This window comes from Nonomuraea sp. NPDC051298 (assembly GCF_055586305.1).
Map to the genome: position 1 here is coordinate 740,579 of NZ_JBVJIM010000004.1, position 17,307 is coordinate 757,885.

At 67.9% G+C, this 17,307-nt stretch carries 19 protein-coding genes; 5 read left to right on the forward strand and 14 right to left on the reverse strand.

From position 1 onward, the window contains the following. Position 1 precedes the first annotated feature (1 nt). Positions 2-223: a hypothetical protein gene (locus ACZ6S0_RS16880; RefSeq protein WP_465917835.1), complete on the reverse strand. Its 222-nt coding sequence runs from the start codon at positions 221-223 to the stop codon at positions 2-4. A 40-nt stretch (positions 224-263) separates the two neighbouring features. Further along, positions 264-620, reverse strand: coding sequence for a winged helix-turn-helix transcriptional regulator (locus ACZ6S0_RS16885; RefSeq protein WP_465917836.1), 357 nt, complete (start codon positions 618-620; stop codon positions 264-266). Between the two features lie 151 nt (positions 621-771). Between ACZ6S0_RS16885 and ACZ6S0_RS16890 the strand changes: the two genes are divergently transcribed. Continuing rightward, entirely contained in the window at positions 772-1,176 is a 405-nt protein-coding gene (locus tag ACZ6S0_RS16890; RefSeq protein ID WP_465917837.1) for a RidA family protein, read from the forward strand. A gap of 562 nt (positions 1,177-1,738) precedes the next feature. Here ACZ6S0_RS16890 and ACZ6S0_RS16895 read toward each other — a convergent pair. Continuing rightward, positions 1,739-2,386, reverse strand: coding sequence for an NAD(P)-dependent oxidoreductase (locus ACZ6S0_RS16895; RefSeq protein ID WP_465917838.1), 648 nt, complete (start codon positions 2,384-2,386; stop codon positions 1,739-1,741). Between the two features lie 88 nt (positions 2,387-2,474). Between ACZ6S0_RS16895 and ACZ6S0_RS16900 the strand changes: the two genes are divergently transcribed. Beyond that, positions 2,475-2,912: a winged helix-turn-helix transcriptional regulator gene (locus ACZ6S0_RS16900; protein ID WP_465917839.1), complete on the forward strand. Its 438-nt coding sequence runs from the start codon at positions 2,475-2,477 to the stop codon at positions 2,910-2,912. Between the two features lie 346 nt (positions 2,913-3,258). Here the strand turns inward: ACZ6S0_RS16900 and ACZ6S0_RS16905 are convergent, their stop codons facing one another. Further along, a complete protein-coding gene (locus ACZ6S0_RS16905; protein ID WP_465917865.1) occupies positions 3,259-4,068 on the reverse strand; it encodes an SAM-dependent methyltransferase in 810 nt (269 codons plus the stop codon). Positions 4,069-4,416: 348 nt separating this feature from the next. Between ACZ6S0_RS16905 and ACZ6S0_RS16910 the strand changes: the two genes are divergently transcribed. Continuing rightward, positions 4,417-5,124 (forward strand): hypothetical protein, encoded by a 708-nt coding sequence (locus ACZ6S0_RS16910; RefSeq protein WP_465917840.1) that lies wholly within the window; start codon positions 4,417-4,419, stop codon positions 5,122-5,124. Between the two features lie 389 nt (positions 5,125-5,513). Here ACZ6S0_RS16910 and ACZ6S0_RS16915 read toward each other — a convergent pair whose 3' ends face one another. The 3 genes from ACZ6S0_RS16915 to ACZ6S0_RS16925 all read right to left on the reverse strand — a co-directional run bounded on the left by ACZ6S0_RS16915 (position 5,514) and on the right by ACZ6S0_RS16925 (position 8,841). Beyond that, complete coding sequence (locus ACZ6S0_RS16915) at positions 5,514-6,764, reverse strand: erythromycin esterase family protein (protein WP_465917841.1); 1,251 nt, start codon at positions 6,762-6,764, stop codon at positions 5,514-5,516. Positions 6,765-6,879: 115 nt separating this feature from the next. Further along, entirely contained in the window at positions 6,880-7,317 is a 438-nt protein-coding gene (locus ACZ6S0_RS16920) for a hypothetical protein (protein ID WP_465917842.1), read from the reverse strand. A gap of 330 nt (positions 7,318-7,647) precedes the next feature. Further along, entirely contained in the window at positions 7,648-8,841 is a 1,194-nt protein-coding gene (locus tag ACZ6S0_RS16925; RefSeq protein WP_465917843.1) for an aspartate aminotransferase family protein, read from the reverse strand. A 154-nt stretch (positions 8,842-8,995) separates the two neighbouring features. Between ACZ6S0_RS16925 and ACZ6S0_RS16930 the strand changes: the two genes are divergently transcribed. Continuing rightward, complete coding sequence (locus tag ACZ6S0_RS16930; RefSeq protein WP_465917844.1) at positions 8,996-9,880, forward strand: hypothetical protein; 885 nt, start codon at positions 8,996-8,998, stop codon at positions 9,878-9,880. 102 nt (positions 9,881-9,982) lie between these two features. Here the strand turns inward: ACZ6S0_RS16930 and ACZ6S0_RS16935 are convergent, their stop codons facing one another. The 7 genes from ACZ6S0_RS16935 to ACZ6S0_RS16965 all read right to left on the reverse strand — a co-directional run bounded on the left by ACZ6S0_RS16935 (position 9,983) and on the right by ACZ6S0_RS16965 (position 14,934). Next, complete coding sequence (locus ACZ6S0_RS16935; protein WP_465917845.1) at positions 9,983-10,180, reverse strand: hypothetical protein; 198 nt, start codon at positions 10,178-10,180, stop codon at positions 9,983-9,985. Further along, positions 10,180-10,512 (reverse strand): hypothetical protein, encoded by a 333-nt coding sequence (locus ACZ6S0_RS16940; RefSeq protein ID WP_465917846.1) that lies wholly within the window; start codon positions 10,510-10,512, stop codon positions 10,180-10,182. The genes ACZ6S0_RS16935 and ACZ6S0_RS16940 overlap by 1 nt, the downstream gene beginning before the upstream one ends. Positions 10,513-10,633: 121 nt before the next feature. Further along, positions 10,634-10,933 (reverse strand): integrase core domain-containing protein, encoded by a 300-nt coding sequence (locus ACZ6S0_RS16945; protein WP_465917847.1) that lies wholly within the window; start codon positions 10,931-10,933, stop codon positions 10,634-10,636. Further along, positions 10,930-11,088, reverse strand: a complete 159-nt coding sequence (locus ACZ6S0_RS16950; RefSeq protein WP_465917848.1) for a hypothetical protein — start codon at positions 11,086-11,088, stop codon at positions 10,930-10,932. Before ACZ6S0_RS16950 ends, ACZ6S0_RS16945 begins: the two co-directional genes overlap by 4 nt. Positions 11,089-11,098: 10 nt before the next feature. Beyond that, complete coding sequence (locus ACZ6S0_RS16955; protein WP_465917849.1) at positions 11,099-11,392, reverse strand: transposase; 294 nt, start codon at positions 11,390-11,392, stop codon at positions 11,099-11,101. Positions 11,393-11,619: 227 nt separating this feature from the next. Continuing rightward, on the reverse strand, positions 11,620-12,351 hold the full coding sequence (locus tag ACZ6S0_RS16960) for a dienelactone hydrolase family protein (protein ID WP_465917850.1): 732 nt from the start codon (positions 12,349-12,351) through the stop codon (positions 11,620-11,622). Positions 12,352-13,341: 990 nt separating this feature from the next. Continuing rightward, positions 13,342-14,934, reverse strand: a complete 1,593-nt coding sequence (locus ACZ6S0_RS16965; protein WP_465917851.1) for a serine/threonine-protein kinase — start codon at positions 14,932-14,934, stop codon at positions 13,342-13,344. A gap of 1,315 nt (positions 14,935-16,249) precedes the next feature. Here ACZ6S0_RS16965 and ACZ6S0_RS16970 point away from each other — a divergent pair. Further along, positions 16,250-16,972 carry a hypothetical protein gene (locus ACZ6S0_RS16970; RefSeq protein WP_465917852.1) on the forward strand — a complete coding sequence of 241 codons (723 nt, stop codon included), beginning with the start codon at positions 16,250-16,252 and terminating at the stop codon, positions 16,970-16,972. Positions 16,973-17,307: the final 335 nt, after the last annotated feature.

Consider the following 17,307-nt stretch of genomic DNA (forward strand, 5'->3'; position numbering starts at 1 on the left):
GCTACGGGGTCCGAAGCCGATCTTCTTGAGGGTCGAAGTAGTGCAGGCCGAGTTGGGCTGCGACCTGGATCGCGTAGGCTGCGGTGTCCTCCGCGCGACTCCACGCCATCGCAACGTAGACGTAGGGACCTGCCGCCCCCATGATCAGCGGAGATGCCGCCCACGGGACATCATCCTCATCCACCTCGCCCCCTTCTGGCCAGCGCTGCAGCAGCCGCTCCACGAATTCCACGATCAGAGGAGCGTCCTCTTGAACTGAGCCGTCAGGCGTCGAAGCGCCGGCGGGCGGTCTCGATGTGGCCGAAGTACTGGTGGGTCCAGCCGCAGATGAGATCGACCGTCGCGCGCAGGGCCTGGCCCGGCTCGGTGAGGGTGTACTCGACTCGCGGCGGCACAGTGGGATACACCTTCCGCTCGGCCAGACCGTTGCGCTCCAGCATGCGCAGATTCTGGGTGAGCATCTTGTGGCTGATGCCCTCGACCTCGTCGCGCAGCTCGCTGAAGCGGAGGGTGCGCTCACCGAGAGCCTCGATGATGAGCAACGCCCACTTGTTGGCGACATCCGAGAAGATCTCCCGCGCCAGGGAGTCCGCACGCCTCAGGTCCGCTTCGTCAGCCATGCCTGCGTACTGCTTGGTCACCATAAGGTTCCCCAGTCTCCAAAAAGTGCGTTCTTCCACGTCGACGCATACTCTCCTATGGTTTCTGAGTAACCGCAAGAGAGCACGGGCGCCCTCCGGCGCCTCGATCACATAACCATCGGGAGATCTCGTGGCTGTTTCGCTCATCAACCCTGACGGACATGTCCAAGTCCCGCTCTACCACCACGTCGCGGTGGCGACGGGGAGCAGGCAGGTCCACATCGCCGGACAGGTCGCCTGGGACGAGAACGGCGATCTCGTGGCACCGGGCGACCTCGCCGGGCAGGTCACCCAGGTCTACCGCAACGTCGCCAAGGCGCTGGACGCGGCCGGAGCGACGTTCCACGACGTCGTCCGCTTCACGTGGTACGCCGCAGGCTGGAAGAGAGAGATGTACGACGCCTTCAACGCCGGAGTCGAACAGGCGGCCCGCGAGTTCGACATCGCCACGCCCCCGGCCGCACTGATCGGGGTGGACGTGCTTTTCGAGCCCGGCATCCTCATCGAGGCCGAAGTCACCGCGATCATCGATTGAAACGGACAGCCGTCGCCGCGTCCGTCCGCAAGGACACGTGCAAGCTGAAGACCGTGCCGGGCCCGGCCGAACTGGGCTTCAACCGCCAGTTCAAGATCGCTCCTGACGCCCTGGCAAGCCATGTGGAGAACTTGGGCCAGGCGGAGGTGGAGCAGTGCAAAACCTGCATGAGAGCACCTACGCGCCCGCCGCTCGTTGGACCCAGGCCGACCTGCGGCTCAACCCGACTGCCGAAGGCCAGCCCTTGAGGTGCTCCTGGAGGAGATCCAGATCTCGCAGATCAGTCCGGGCGGCGATCTGGCAGTGAAGGCCCCCGATGGTATGACGTGGGTGACCTCCTATCGCGGAGTGCAGTTCGGCGTTGGCCGCGACCCGTACGAGGCGGTCTGGCGCGTGCCGGGCCGGTGCGCCCAGCCGACACCCACAGGTAACGTCCATCAGCCAAAGGGCGGTCAGACTCCGCGTCCAGCGCTGGACCTGGGGCATGGGGGGCCGGGGTGACACGGCGCATCGCCTGGACACGAGAGGTGATCTTCGGCCTCGCCTGCCGCTCCTGCCCGCTCTAGTGGCAGAGGTTGACCTGTGCCCGGTGGCGGTCGCCCTTCTCGATCAGGTCGACGAATCCGAGGGCGTAGTCCTCGGCGGAGATCGCGCCGCCGTCCTGTGGCTGGACCGCGACGTCGTCGCCGAGCCGGTAGCGGCCGAGTCGTTCGCCGGGCATGTGTGCGCCGAACCTGAGTGCCGGGCTGACGAAGACCCAGTTGAGGGTCGGGGGTGTGGCCGGAAGGTCCTCGATGATGAGCGCGGCCCCGGCGCGGATCTCGTCGTGGAGCTCCGCGGGGGTGTGGCTGAGGTCGGTGACGAAGCGGGCCGCGCCGGGTACGGGGCGCAGGGAGGAGTAGCCGCCGACGACGTACAGGGGCAGGCCCGCGGCGTCGGCCAGGCGTGCGATGGTGCTGTAGACGTCGCGGAAGGTGGCGGCCAGCGGGCCGCGTGGCGCGAGTGCGGCCACGACGGCGTCCGTGTCCTTCATGGCTGCTGAGAGGGTTGCCTCGTCGGTGGCGTCGCCCTGGACGTGGTCCACGCCCGGGATCGGCGTGGCGGGGAGCGAGCGGCTCAGCGCGGTGACCTGGTGTCCGCGAGCGGCGGCCTCGGCGGCGATGGCCGAGCCGGCGTAGCCGGTGCCGCCGATGACGGTGATACGGGACATGAGATGCCTTTCTCCGAGACGGATGGCGTCAGGCGACGCCCATTGGTTACCGTAGGAGAGCAGCTCTCTGATCGGAAGAAGGCACTTTGTGGTAACCACTCAGTCGGAGTCGGTGCTCCGCGGCAGCCCTTATCGTGCGGACTGCCCCACCCGCCGCATCCTGGATCGCATCGGCGACCGCTGGACGGTGCTCATCGTGGGCGCCCTGTGGGACGGCAGCGTCCGGTTCTCGGAACTGCGTCGGCGCATCGAGGGCATCTCGCAGAAGATGCTCACCCAGACTCTCCGCGGACTGGAACGGGACGGGCTCGTACGCCGTACCGTCCACCCCGAGGTTCCGGTCCGCGTCGAGTACGCGCTGACCGAAGCGGGCCGCACCCTGCGCGAACCGCTGCGCGCGCTGGAGGAATGGGCGATCGCGCACCTCGGCGAGGTGTCGGCGTCCCAGCAAGCCTACGACCACGCCGGCCAACCTCCCCCTGACTCCACGGACACCTCGGCGCGCAAGGTCTTCGTCACCCGGTGACCTGAACCTGGTACCCGCTCGCAGCCGGCCAGTGCGGCCTCGTACAGGGGGAAGGCCCGCCCAGGTCCCCCGCCAACCGCTCCCATACCCCGGACCGGGGCGCCTCTCTCGAACACCCACGTGCTATCGGCGAGCTTCGTGAGCGGAGCGGGAACGCCGTACTCGTTCAGCAGCGACTCGACGGCGACTCATTCGCGCGCGTACCTTCCCCTCCGGCTCTCACACGCCGGGACCGCTGAAGTGGACGACGCGGATCGCGATCGTGTGTGGCCATCGGCCACGTGACCCCATTTTCAACCGCGACGGCCTCGGCGCCTGTTGCGTACAACGCTCCGGCCTGTGGCCCCTATGGCTTGCGCGCGACCCCGCACCACTGGTCGACCTCGACCGGCAGGCTGCCGTCGTAGTCTGGCTCGGTACGCCACCGTGAGCACGAGACCCAGCCTGGTTCCACCACCTCAAGGCCGTCGAAGAACTCGGCGATCCGCTCCGGGGTCCGCAGCTTCAGTTTCGGCTGAGCGTCGAGATTCCATACGCGGACCGCTTCGGCGGTGGCCTCGCCGTTGACCGCTGTGGTGGTGTTGGCCACTGCCACGTAGCTTCCGGACGGCACGGCGGTCAGTAGCCGGTCGATGATGCGCTGCAGTTCGTCGTCGTCGCTGATGAAATGCATGATGCCCAGCAGCATGATCGCCACCGGCTGGGAGAAGTCCAGCGTCTTGGCCGCCTCCCGCAGGATGGTGTCCGGGTCGTGCAAGTCGGCTTCGAGATAGTCGGTGGCACCTTCCGCGGAGCTGGTCAGGAGGGCTCGTGCGTGCACCAATACCAGTGGATCGTTGTCGACGTACACGATCCGCGACTCGGGGGCCACCCGCTGCGCGACCTCGTGCGTGTTGTCCTGGGACGGCAGCCCTGTGCCGATGTCAAGAAACTGCCGGATCCCCGCCTCGGCCGCCAGGTACTGCACAGCCCGCCCCAGGAACAGCCGGTCGGCCCGCGCCAACTCGATCACCACGGGAAAGATCTCCCGAACCCGGTCCCCGACCTCCCGATCCGCCGGAAAATGATCTTTACCGCCCAGCCAGTAATTCCAGATCCGTGCCGTGTGCGGCACGTGCGACCGGAGTTTGTCCTCGACGACGGGTTCGTCGGCCATCATCAGCCCTTCCAGAAACGGTGCCGAAGCTACTAGATCACCGGACCCCAAGCGTATCCGGCCACGGACCGTCGGCCGGTGATTCTGGGATCACGGGGTCGCGCTTGGAGCACTGGAACAGCCAAGAGCGGTGGAGGGTCAGAAGCCTTGCGCGAATGACGTTCGACCCCAACAAGCCTCGTTGCCGCGGGTCAAGACGATAAGTCCACCCGCCCCGCGCCCACTCGGCTGCTCATGCACGGGGCTGAAGGTTTCCGATTGTCGCCCGCCCCCGCTGGCGAGGCCGTATCGACTGGCCTGCCAGTCCGCCGAATCCGTGCTCGGCGCATCCCGGAGTTCATCCAGGCCATGGCCGACTACGGTTTCAGGGTCACGGTGTTCAACGGCCGGAGCACCAACTCGCTGCCGGTCCACATCGAATGCTGGGAAGCCGACGACAGCCCCAGCTCCTGGTACAACAAGCTGAGCGACGCGCTCCCGGGCTGGTGGTGGCCGGACGGCGGGGGCAGTAGCTACAACGATTACATCTCCTGGATCTCGGTCTTGATCGACAATCTCATCCAATGGTTCCGCAGCGACGACGACCTGGTGCAGGAACGACCGATCGTCTGGAACCGTCCCGGGCTGGCCGAGATCGCGGGCCGTACCGACTCAAAAGCCATCTTGAGCTTCTCCAGCAGCGAGGGCCACTTCCGGCTGTTCGTGGCGCGCTGGGGTACCAGCCCGCGCAACGGCTGTGGCACACGGTCTTCGACTGCACGACCTGGAGCGGCAGCCGCCGCCTCGGCGATCACAAGTCCTCGGCGGGCCCGGCCCTGGTCAATGCGTGACGTCGGCGAACAGCACCTCCGGCCTGCCCAGCAGGGCGCTAGCGATCGCCACACGCTGCTGCTGGCCACCGGACAACTGTGCCGGGCGATGCCCCTCCCGCCCGGCCAGCCCGACCCGATGCAGCAACCCGCACGCGGAACGGGTCGGGCCGCCGCCTGGCCAGTCTGGAGGGCAGGATCACGTTCTGCCAGACGGTCAACTACCGGCACCAAATCGAACGCTTGAAAGATGACACCGATCCGATCGCGGCGCAGCACCGCCAGCTCCTTCTCCCCCAAGCCGGTGATGTCCTGCCCGGCGATGCGAACCGCGCCCGAATCCGGCCGGTCCGACCCCGACAGGTCCATCACGGCAGTGAAACTGCCGCGCGGGAACCCGACGCTGACCTGGCCGAGCGCCGCCACCTCGGCAGCACCTTCCCATACGTCCTGGTCGCTCCCTCAAGGACGACCGCATGTTCACTCACGGTCAGCAGCGTGCCAGAAGCGGTCCGTCATCGGCGCAGGCATGGATGATCAGGCGTCGGCTTACTGCAGGGGCATCCTTGCCGAACCGAGGGCGGGCCGGTCCGCGTCCTTCTTCAGGGCTGTGATGAGCCGGAGGGGCCGTGTCCATCAGGACAGCGGGCGTGCCGCCGTGGTCTCGTGCAGATAGATCATGGCGTCGTAGGACTTCCCGAGGGAGACCATGCGCTCGGGTTCTGGCCAGAGCCTGCCGGCGTCACGCGTTGGCCGTGGCCTGTCGAGCCAGGCGCGGGCCGAGGCGGACGTGGTGCGCATGTCCAGGAAGTAGTCGGAGGAGCTGACCCGGCTCAGTGCATGGTTGTTGCCTCCCTTCTGGGGAGGCCCGACCGTGACGGTTCGCCACCGGCCGTTCGGGTCCTGCGCCCTGAAAGACCCCTGGCCGAAGGCGAGACCGATGGCGACGTAGCGGGCGCCCAGCCGGTCGCGCAGGAAGGCGCCCTGCACCTTGGGGTAGAGCTTCGCGTCGTACGGCACGTACGCCACATGTGCGTTGTGGGCCGACAAAAGGATCTTCGCCCCCGTGTTCTCCTGCCACCACGCGACGTTATCGGCCATGATCTTGTCCCGGTATCGGAGGGCCTTGCTCACCTGCTCCGGATCGTCGGTGTCGAAGGACAACGCGGTGGCACTCTGGACGATGGAGCGCGCGTTCTGCACGGCCCATACGTACCTGTCCCGGTCCGGCCCCGGATTCCGGCGCAGCAGGTCCAGGGCCTGGTTGGCCTGGGACACCAGCGCTTCGCGCTCGTTCAGCGGCAGGCTCAAGAAGGCGTCGGCATCCCGTACGGCCCGCAGCTTCCGGTAGTGGGCATCGATCTCCGGCAGGAGCGCGGGCTGGTAACGGCGCACGTAGTCGGTGACCAGCGTGATGAGCTGCGCACCCACGGCGGGATAGTTGGCGTCATCGCCCATGAACTGAATCTTCTTCACCTGGTGCGTGTTGTAGTCGCGCATCCACATGATGAGATCCAAGTATTCCTGGACGGCCCACATGTCCAGCTTCCCGAACTCCTCCTTCATGATCTCTCTCGGGTCGCCCTTTCCGTGCAGGACGTAGTCGTTCAGCCGCAGCCCGGCGCTCCACCCTGCTTCCAGCGAGAACGTCGTGAACCCCTTCTCCTCGACGAGGTAGCGGAACACCCTGTGCTTCATCGTGAAGAACTCGCGTGCTCCATGCGTGGCCTCGCCCAGCCCCACCACCACGGCCCCGCTCACAGCCCGGCCGAACGGGCGAAGGTCACCCAGATCACCCGACGGCGCGGTGTCGCGCAGGACATGGGCCTCGCGGCGCAACTCGGCCACGGGATCGGGACCGCCTGCCGCCGCAGCAGGCGGTGCCAAGGCGACCACCCCTACGACCACCACCAACGCGGCCGCGAGGGACGAAGAGAACCGGCGCTGACGGGATGCGCTCCCCATACGTACTTCTCCTGATAGATCGGGATACTCCGTCCCGTCAGCATGCCCGCAGGGCTTGGGCGTGCGCGATCCGGACAGCAGGAAGGTCGGCGGTGCGGCTGACACCACCGATCCGGCCGATACGGCCCTCCGCTTCATCCTTGATCTCGGCAGGCGCGAGCGCGCTCCCGATCCAGGGACCCGCCGCATGATCCGCCTCCTGCTCGCCGACGACCAGGCCCTCGTCCGTACCGGATTTCGCATCATCCTGGACAACGCCCACGACATGCAGGTCGTCGGCGAGGCGGTTGCCGGCCTCCGCCCCCTCGCGGCGCCTCGGGTGTTCAAGCCGCCGGTCGGCAGCGGCACACGCATCACGTTCACTCTCAATCCGCGCAACCTCCCGCCTGGGTCCGCCTTCCCCACCGACCTTGAGAGCCTCGACCCGCACGGCCAGGACTGCGTTGCGACGATCGAACCCGGCCTTCCTCACCATTCGAGACCACCGTCACGACACTGCCCGGCGGCGCTCTCGCACCTGATATCCCGCTAACGATGGGCGGAAAACGGGATCACCAGCCTGTTCGCCGCCTTCAAACGTCGCCGACGGGACCGTGATCGGCGAACTGCACCGCCGGCACCGCGCCGCCGGGTTCAAGAAGTTCCTGGTCACCATCGACAGGACCATGCCCGCCGAGCTGGACCTTGGTGGCACGTCGCCTACCAGATCGAGTCAAGGTCGTCACCTGATGGGCGCGATGGAGGGCGTGGGAGGCCAGGGCGCGTCAGAGCAGCCAGGTGGGCTCGGTCTCCTCGCCCGCCCCGATCAGATGATGCGCTCCGCGCGCATCTCCTTGAGCACGTCCCGGGCAGCTTCCAGGGTCAGGTCGATGTCGGCGTCGGTGTGGGCGCCAGAGACGTGGTTGCGCTTGAGCGACATCGGCAGCATCAGGAAGCCTTTCCCGGTCATCCTGCGGTGGAAGGCCGCGTACGCGGCGTGGTCGTTGCGCAGCAGGTCGCGGTAGCCGGAGACGGGACCGGTGCCGAAGTACAGCACGAACACGCCGCCGAACCCGCTGACCTCGGCGTCCACGTCGAGTTCCGCGACGATCTCGCCGAGCCCCGCGCGCATGCGCTCGCCCAGCCGGTGTGTTCTGGGGTAGAAGTCGGGATTGTCACGCAGGTGGCGCCTGGTGGCGACGGCGGCGTGCGCGGCGACCGGGTGACCGTTGAAGGTCCCGGCCAGCAGCACGTCGGCGGCGAAGCGCTCCATCAGTTCCCTCGGCCCTGCGAGGCCCGCCGTCGGGAAGCCGTTGGCCATCGCCTTGCCGAAGGCCGTCAGATCGGGCAGCACCCCGCAGACCTGTTGGTAGCCGCCCACGGCGTGGCGGAAGCCGGTGATCACTTCATCGAAGACCAGGAGCGCGCCCTCCTGGCGGGTGAGCGCGCGCAGCCCTTCGACGAACTCCCGCGTAGGCACCAGCGCGCCGACGTTGTGCGGGATCGGCTCCAGGAAGACCGTGGCGATCTGCTCGGGATGCGCCTCGAACAGGGCTCGTACCGAGTCCAGGTCGTTGAACTCGGCGATGAGGGTGGCGTCCACTGCCGAGTCGAGCAGGCCGGCCGAGAGCGGATCCCTGCCGTAGGCGGCCGCGGGCGAGGAGATCACGTTCCTGGCCAGCGCGTCGCCCCAGCCGTGGTAGCAGCCCTGGAACTTCACGATCAACGACCGGCCGGTGGCCGCGCGAGCCAGGCGCACGGCCTGGACCGTGGCCTCTGAGCCACTCATCGTGGTGATCATCATCTCGGCCGAGGGGATCAGTTCGCAGACCAGTTCTGCGAGTTCGACCTCGATCGGTGTGACGCCCAGGCCCATCAGGTCCATGCCGTCGAGGGCGGCCAGCACGGCCTGCCGTACCACCGGATGGTTGTGGCCGAGCAGGACGGCGCCGAAGGCGGCGTGGTAGTCGAGGTAGCGGTGGCCGTCGGCGTCGCTCACGTAGGGGTGGCGGTATGCCATGCCATGGTGCGCCTGGTCTGGGACGTAACCACGGGCAGTCCAGCCGACCCACCTCCACGCAGGACCGTGTGCCAAACCAACGACCTTTCATTCCGCAAGCAGGGGAATTGCCCGGATTGACCATACTACGTTGAACGGTATATGGTCACTGGCCATGCTCACTGGATTTCGTGCGGCCGCTGCCGCACTCCTGGCCTCAGCAGCGCTTTCAGGCTGCGGGAACACCGTCGAGAGCACTGCAGCACCCTCGCCCACCGCAGCCAAGGACAAAAGGCATCAGTTCGAAGCGGTCAAGGCCGACTGCATGAAGCAGAAGGGCTTCAAGTACGTCCCGTTCGTGCCGGAACGCGTGGACATCGAAGCGGACGAAAAACGCTTTCAAGGCGACTACCAGGCAATGCTGAAATATCGCCAACAATACGGGTTCGGAGTATTCGCCGAGCACGTCTACCCGGAACACTTCAACGCCAAGAGCGGCGGCCCGGACAGCAACCCGAACGGGAAGATCCAGTCCACCCTCTCCAAGGCGCAGATGCAGGCCTACTCGAATGCGCTGAACGCCTGCCTGGTCAAGGGCTACAAACAACTGCTCGGCATGGACGTGAAGTCGGAGACTGACTACCACACTCAGCTCTACAAGGCCAGCCGACGGGCGGAGAAGGCCGAGCTCAACTCCGACCCCGAACTGGTCGACCTGGCCACGACCATGGCCACGTGTCTCAAGAGCAAGGGCTACGCGATCAGCGACACCACACCGATCGCCATGTCCGGACGCGGCTTTGACGGGTTCCTGGCCCAGCAAGACAAGATCGGCCGCGAGCAGAACCCTGACGTGCCCGACGTCGCGCCTCCGAAGAAGGAGGGCGAGATCACGATGCAGTACGGGCCGACGCTCACTCCCGAGCAGGCCAAGCCGTACCTGAACAAAGAGATCAAGGCCGCACTCGACGACCTGGAATGCGGCAAAGCCTTCTACCCGGCCTACCTCCCGAAGAGCTTGGCGGTTCAACGGAAAGTCGAAGAGCAGTACGGCCTGTGACACACCTCGCGGTGTGGGAGCTTGGCGCCGGCGCTTGCGCGGCCGTGCCGACTGCGGCGCCGCCCGACTGACCGCACCACAACCAAGGCGGCCGACCGCTCATCAGGCCAGCCACACCTGCAGAGCCTGCTCGCCATCGGAGTCCAACTCGGCCCGCATCCCGGCCGCTGTCAGCGCCGCCGCATACGCGGCTACCTGCTCCCCACCCCCGCTCTCGGGCCCGGCAAAAGCCACCAGAAAGGGTCGCTCCGCGCCCCCGCCCTCCACCACGAATCCGGCCCGGCTGTCGCTGAACTCCATCAGCCCAGCAGCACGCGGCGCCTCCCGGACTCACTCGGCATCGCGATCGCTCCACAGCGGTCGCTGTCCTTGGCCGTAGCCGAACCGCGACTCATCATCGCCCATGATCCCACCGTAGACGCCTCGCGACTGCCGTCCAGGCCTTGGGTATCGCCGCAGGTCAGGCAAATCCATTGGAAATTTCCCTGGGTCAGCGAGGCCAGGTGCGCGCACGCCTCGACATGCAACTCGAGGTCCTCGTTGTCGACCACCACCCACGACACCGACTCATCGGCGGCCACCGCTCGTTCAGCCCGATAGTGCCGCTCGGGCGCACCCGACTTGCCCAACATGCCGTACGGCCCCTCGAACAAGAGCTTTGGCGAATGGGGCCTTCGCCGACGAGGTCCTGGCCACCGCCATCCTCGACCGGCTTGAGCTTGTTCCGCTTTGACGGACACCATCGTTGTGGTGTCAGGCCGCGTGAGCGCCCTCGAAGTCGGCAGGGCTACGGTAGCCCAGGCTGCTGTGCAGTCGATGGAGGTTGTACCAGCCCTCGATGAACTCGAAGATCGCGCTGCGAGCGGCAGCCCGGGTGGGCCAGGGGCGATCGCCGAGGAGTTCGCCCTTGAACGTGGCGGAGAACGACTCGGCCAGCCCGTTGTCCCAGCACTGACTGGTTCGACCGACCGACAGTCGCATCCCGAGCCGTTCGGCCAGGGCGGTGTGGTCGGCGCTGGTGTACTTGCAGCCCTTGCCCGAGTGAAAGATCACCGACCGGGTGGGGCGGCGGCGTGCCCGGCACGCGGCCCAGGGATCCCGCCGCGGCGGGCGTAGAAGGCGGCACGGGAGACTCCCCGCAGCTCACACGCGCGCTTGACGCTGTAGCCACCCTGCTTCTCCGCCTCGATGCACGGGTGCACGCTCACCGGGTCTCCCTCACGAAGAAGGCCGTCGCTCGAGCACGTCGACGTCCTGACGAAGACGCTGATTCTCCCGCCGCAACGCCTCCAACTCCCGCCGCTCACTGCTGGTGAGCCCGTCGCGTCGGCCGGTGTCGACCTCCGCTTGGCGGACCCATTGCCGCACCGCCGTCTCGGTCAGGTCGAAGTCCCTGGCCACCTGCCCGACCGAGCGGTCACCACGCCGGCACAGCTCGACGATCTCGGCCTTGAACTCCGGCGTGAACGAACGGCGAGGACGCGGCTTCTTCTTCCCCATGCTCTCCATCATGGACATCCTTCCGAGGGCAAGCCCCTGATCTCGGACGTCCGTCAAACCGGATCAAGCCCACCGGCCTCGAAGCCCGCCTCACCGGACAGGAAGCACCGGCCTGATCACATCCCGTCGGCATCTCATGGCCCGTCCACCGTCCCGATGGACAGGGCATCCCACGAGTCCGCGACGCGCTGACCGGGATCGGATCCCGGTGAGCGCGTCGCGGACTGCAGGCGGCGGAATCAGCCGAGGTGCCTGGCGAAGAACCGCAGCGTGCTGTCCAGCTCGAATGCCGGGATCTCCCCGTGCTTGCCGGGGTTGGCATGCAGCGTCTTCTCGGCTGAGCCCAGGGCATCGAACAGCGCCAAGCTCTGGGCCCGCGGCACCCGCTCATCGTCCCACTGCACCAGGAACTCCACCGGGACAGTGATCCGCGCGGCAGCCTCGGTCGATGCCAGAGCCCCGCCCAAGCCCAGCACGGCCGCGCGAACCCGAGATTCGGCGGCAACGAACGGAACACCGAGTCCGCAACCCAACGACACACCCCAATAGCCCACCGGACCAGCGCCGACGTGGTCGAGGTCCTGGACCGCGTCCAGGACCTCCCGCCATTCCGGGACGGTCTGGCGAGCTACGAGCGCCTGGAAGCCAGCGATCAGCGGAGCCAGCGCCTCGCCGGCATCCACGCGAGCCCGGTTCTCGGTCGCGATCCGGTCGTACTCTTCATCCTTTGGCCGGTCGCCATGGCCGGGTACGTCGACCGCCGCCACCGCGAAACCACACTCGGCCACGAAGCGGCGCGCACGGGTCACGATGCCCGGGGCCTTCTTGTGCTGACCGCCACCGTGTCCCATGAGGATCAAGGGACGAGGCCCGGCGGCACCCGTCGGCGTCCACAGGACACCGGGAATCTCACCGAGAGCAAAGAGCTGTTCGCGGACGCCGTCAAACGACGCCTCAGAGGTGAAGCGCATAGCGTTTCAAGCCTTTCGGGATGCCTTCTGCGGGCACTCCCTAGACCATGCAAGAGAGGGAGCCCCGACCTGTCACAGCGTTGATCGGTCTCACCTCCTCAGCTCGAAGCAGCGCACGGCGGCGCCTAACCTATCACGAGGGTTTTCGCGTCCGTGACCACGCCAGGAAGACTTGATGACAATGGAGCGGGATCCGACGGTCGAGGGGCGACGCACCGCCGACCACATCGCGGCGGTGCCGGCCCGGCCCGCCCTGCCGCGCCCGGGCATGCTGGATCACTGGTGCCGCTGACGGAGCTGCTCCGGTCCGGCGCCGGTTCGGGGCCGGTTCGGGGCCCGGCCAGACGGACCCGGACAACCGCACCGGGCCTGCCCTGCCGCCGGCCGAGACATCCCGCCCAGGCCGATGCGGCAGCCGTGCTGCCGCATCGGAGCTTCCCGTGCGGGCCGTGCCCGTTGCGGCGTGACGCGCCGCTGGGCGCCTTCACGCCCGAACCGTTCGAGGCCATGCGCACCACCTGCCGCTCCGCAGACCACGCCGTGGTGGACGCGCCGTTCTTCGGCGGCCAACCGTGCGTCCCGCCAGCCGTCCACGGGCAACGTGCCCAGCGGCACCATCAACACCGCCGGAGAAGGCGCCGCCCCGACGTTCGCCCCGGACAGACGTGGGCGGACAACGATGAGCGTGTGGCTCCGCGTCGAAGAGATCGACGGAGACAAGGCTGCGTGCGTGATCCTCACCAACGCGACCGAGGTCCAGAGAGTTGGACCGGCGCGGCGGCAAGAGCCCGTGGTTGCAGGACAGGCGAGGCCGCAAGACCCGCATCTCGCTGTCCCGCTTCCGTCCGACGAAGACCGGCTGCGGATGGCGCCCCATGAGTCCCGCCACGCGGCGTTCGGTGCCCGCGGTGGGGAGACGGGGGCCTGCTGACACCCGACGTGTGCTTCGGGAGGGTGCGCCCGGCACCGCAAGATTCCCTTTTCGCTAGATCACCGGGTCTGCTTCATCACCCATTGGTCCAGGACGCGGGCGAGTTTGATCACCGCGGCCTTTGCGGAGGGCGGCAATGACGCCCGGGAGGCTCTCCAGTACCTCAGGCACACGCCGAGATTGCTGACGCGGAAGTAGACACGCACGTCGCGTTCGTGCCAGCCGCGATCGTCGAGGTCCACCTCGTCAGAGATATAGGCTTCGTCGCCGATGCCGGATAGCGGCTCGCCCTCTGTGGGGCAACCCCCCAGGTTCGCGGGGAGTAGGGGCGCCTCCACGTCGAGCTTGGTGATCTCCCCGTCCTCGGGATCTTGGCTGGGCTCCCACGAACAGCTATTCGACGCCTTGTGCGCGATCCACAGCTTCGCCCTGGGGACCAACGGGGTCATGACCCGGGGGTGCTCGGTCAGGTACAGGCACACGTTCGGCGGCGTCGTGAACTGTCTGGCCGGCGGCGATGCGGACGACGATGCGGGCCTCGTGACCGACGGGCTGCCGGACGGCTCGCCCCCGGCCTGGGCGGCCTCCCCGTTCCGCGCTCGATCTGGTGCGAGCACGTAGCCGGCCACCAGCAAGCCGCCCAACAGGGCCATGGCGCTGACGATCGCGCCGGCAACCCGCGCGGGCGAAACACGACGGACACGCGGGCCGCTCTCCCCAGGCAGCGACGGTTCGCTCAGCTTCGCGGTCAGCCTCTTGGTCGGCTCCCTGGCTTGTTCCTTGGCCGGTGCGGCGACGCGAACCGTCGGCCAGTCGTCGACCGTGACGCCGGCGGCGACCTCCCGCAGGCGCTCCGCGGCCACCTCGGCAGACGGGCGTTCGCTTGGGCGGCGCGCCATCAGGCCGAGCAGCGTCAGATTCAGCGGACCGGCGCGTTCAGTCGGTTCGGGGTCGCGGCTCAGCACGGCAGCGACCAATTCTGCCGGGTCGTCCGTGTCGTACGCGGGCCGACCCTCGACGGCGAAGTACAGCGTCGCGCCGAGCGACCACAGATCGGACGCCGGCTCAGCACCCCGCCCGGCCAGCCGCTCGGGCGCCACATAACCCAGCGTGCCCATCACCGAGCCGGTCCCGGTAAGACCCCGGGTGGCACCGATGACCGCGGCGATCCCGAAATCCGTGAGCACGGCGCGACCGTCCCGGTCCAACAGGACGTTATGCGGCTTGATGTCGCGATGCAGAATGCCGGCATCATGAGCGACCTTCATGGCCGCCAGCAGGCCTTCACCGATCTCCGCGGTACGCCGTGGACTCAGCGGCCCGTCCTCTCGCACCACGGTGTGGAGTGACAAGCCGTCGACCAGGCCCATCACGATCCAGGGATGACCATCCTCGATCAGGACATCGTGAATGGTCACGATGCCGGGGTGGTTCAGCCGCCCCGCCGCGCGCGCCTCGGTCATCGCGCGCTCCCGAAGCGCCATGCGTTCGGATTCGCTCAGGCCCCCGGGCAGCCGCAGCTCCTTCACGGCCACCTCGCGGTCCAGCAGGGTGTCCGCGGCCCGCCAAACCACCCCCATGCCGCCGCTGCCGACCGGCTCAGCCTGCAGGACATACCGGCCGCCCGCCAGAGTGCGCCGCTGCTCCGCCATATCCGGAAACGATAGCCGGGGTGCCCTGCCGACCGCTCCGTAACCGGGAGTCGAACAAGTCGGCATCCCGGCGACCGACACGATTGCCGAAACGGCGACCGCCGGTCACAGCAGCTTCGCGGGTTCGGCTGATGCGAGGTTGAGGATCGCCGCCGCGGGACTCTCGCCAACGGCAATCACGTCCCGGATGGCCCTGCGGGCCGGCACCAGCTACGGAGGGACACCGTCGTGCACGCCCCTCCCCGCCTCCGGTCCGGTTGGTACCCCCAGGGGCCCACCGTACCTGGGCACTGTGCGCCGAACCCGACGTCAAGCGCCGTCAAGCCGCCTGCGCATGGCCAGAGGCCAGGTTCGTCGTCACTGGCTCCAACACCGTGCACGCGGTCGGCTGCTCGTCCCTGGCCGGCACTGTCAAGAGCGTGATCAGTGTGTTGGACGACGGTTGCCAGCACCAATACGGTCATGAGCCTCACCCGCCCATCCCGATCCGATCCGCGGTGGTAAGCGTTGCCGCGTCTGCTCTCCCGACATCACACCACCCACCAGGGGGCACTGGACGATTCACTACCGGCGGCGGCCGCGACAATTCGAGCAAGGGAGCGGTCAGCGCGCTTGCCCGGCTTCCTTGGGCGCCCAACAGGCTTACCAGTGGGCGGTCGGACACCCGGACCTGGTCAAGCGCGCCCTGCCGTACTGCGGGTCCCCGAGGACGTCGCCGCACAACGCGGTGTTCATTGAGAGCCTGCGCGCGACTCCCACCCTCGACGCCGCCTTCATCGGCCAGGACGCCAACAACCTCCTCACGATGCTGCGGACCTGGCAGAAGACCGATGTCTCGCCCACCCCCGGGCCTGACGGGGACATCGAACGCGCCCTCGGCTCCATCGGTGAGCGCGTTGCGTGCACACGCGCACTCCTCGGCCGACCATCGGCAGCTTCGCCTGCCGATCCGCCATCGCGGCGCCGCGTCGACGGCACCGCGTCGACGGCACCGCGTCGACGGCACCGGCATCGCGGCGCGCTATGGACAGGGCGCCAGGACCGAGGTCGGCCCCGACGACCCGCACCCGCGGTTCGACTCGCTTGAGCGACGCGCTCACCCGCACGAGCCCACCCCGCGACCAGTTCGCCCCCGGCTGGTCCAGTCGACGCGAAGTCACCCGAAACAACACCCAAGCGGTACGATGCGAACACCGAACCGGGCGGCTGGCCGTACCAGCAGCACCAGCGGACAGGACTTCTCCGTCAGGGGGCGTGGCCGTACCGCGCCCACCAGCGGTTTTCCACGTACCTCACGTTGATGGAGAACCCGATCATGACCTCTGCCGTCCCTCGCGCCTTCCACTGCGAGCACACCCGTGCCAAGAGCAGGGTGTACGCCCTCGTCGAGCGCCTCGGCCAGCCCGCGACCCTGCATGCCGTACTGACCTGCACCGATCCCGCCGTCGCTCAGCACGCCGCCTACCTTCTCTCCTCGGTGCTGGAGAACGGCCTGGGCCCCGCCGCCCGTGCTGAGTCGGAGCGGATCGCGGCGGCCCTGCCCGACGCGCCCGCCGCCTCCTTCCGTCGTACGCTGGCCGATGTCGTGAACGGGACCTGGGCCGACGCCCCCGAACTGGCCGCCACATGGGCATCCCTGCGGCAGGGCCGCGGCGACTCGGCCGGCCTCGGTCGCGACCGTGAGAGCCGCACGCCCGACGACGCCCGCCTCGCCGCCTTCCCCGGGCCGGTCGTACGCACGATCAGCCTGCTGGAGGTGCACGTCCACGACCCGGCCCGCCTTCTCGCGGCGGCCACCGCGACGGGCTGGAGGCCGTTCGACGCCGAGGACCTCGACGAGGGCGACAGCCAGGACGTCGTCGGGGCCGTCATGCACTTCGTCAACGGCCCGGAGTTCCTGCCCGGCACCGACCAGTTGACGGACGTCATGCAGGCGCGACTGCTGCGCGTCGACAGGGGCGATGAGGTGAGCGACTGGAGCGCGGCGCCCGTGACAGCGAGGTTCGACACGGGAACGAGGTCCGATCCCGACGACTGAGCCGACCGATCGCTACCTCACAAGCACGCCCGCACGGCCGAGCACGAGATCGACTCGGCTGCGCCGGGGTGTGCAACACGCCTGACGTGCTCTTCATCGTCCAGATTGTTGTGCGGAGCGGGCAGGTTGATCGTTTCGCGCACAGCAAGGCGGCCTCGAGTGATCATGTGCGGTGAGGGTGGATCTGCTGAACGATGCCGCCGGTGTCGAGTCCTCCAGGGTGTTGTCCCGCTTCCGGAATGGGCTTCCCCTCGTAACGTGGAGACCGAACCAAGAGAGGTTTGGTCGTGGCAGGAACCACGAGACGCCGTTTTGATCCGGAGTTCCGGGCCGGA

Coding starts and splice junctions, on each gene's coding strand:
- ACZ6S0_RS16885 (WP_465917836.1), bottom strand. CDS start 620: ATGGCTGACGAAGCGGACCTGAGGCGTGCGGACTCCCTGGCGCGGGAG.
- ACZ6S0_RS16955 (WP_465917849.1), bottom strand. CDS start 11,392: ATGATGGAGAGCATGGGGAAGAAGAAGCCGCGTCCTCGCCGTTCGTTC.
- ACZ6S0_RS16910 (WP_465917840.1), top strand. CDS start 4,417: ATGGCCGACTACGGTTTCAGGGTCACGGTGTTCAACGGCCGGAGCACC.
- ACZ6S0_RS16965 (WP_465917851.1), bottom strand. CDS start 14,934: ATGGCGGAGCAGCGGCGCACTCTGGCGGGCGGCCGGTATGTCCTGCAG.
- ACZ6S0_RS16970 (WP_465917852.1), top strand. CDS start 16,250: ATGACCTCTGCCGTCCCTCGCGCCTTCCACTGCGAGCACACCCGTGCC.
- ACZ6S0_RS16905 (WP_465917865.1), bottom strand. CDS start 4,068: ATGGCCGACGAACCCGTCGTCGAGGACAAACTCCGGTCGCACGTGCCG.
- ACZ6S0_RS16960 (WP_465917850.1), bottom strand. CDS start 12,351: ATGCGCTTCACCTCTGAGGCGTCGTTTGACGGCGTCCGCGAACAGCTC.
- ACZ6S0_RS16925 (WP_465917843.1), bottom strand. CDS start 8,841: ATGGCATACCGCCACCCCTACGTGAGCGACGCCGACGGCCACCGCTAC.
- ACZ6S0_RS16920 (WP_465917842.1), bottom strand. CDS start 7,317: ATGGTGAGGAAGGCCGGGTTCGATCGTCGCAACGCAGTCCTGGCCGTG.
- ACZ6S0_RS16940 (WP_465917846.1), bottom strand. CDS start 10,512: ATGTTGGGCAAGTCGGGTGCGCCCGAGCGGCACTATCGGGCTGAACGA.
- ACZ6S0_RS16935 (WP_465917845.1), bottom strand. CDS start 10,180: ATGGAGTTCAGCGACAGCCGGGCCGGATTCGTGGTGGAGGGCGGGGGC.
- ACZ6S0_RS16895 (WP_465917838.1), bottom strand. CDS start 2,386: ATGTCCCGTATCACCGTCATCGGCGGCACCGGCTACGCCGGCTCGGCC.
- ACZ6S0_RS16930 (WP_465917844.1), top strand. CDS start 8,996: ATGCTCACTGGATTTCGTGCGGCCGCTGCCGCACTCCTGGCCTCAGCA.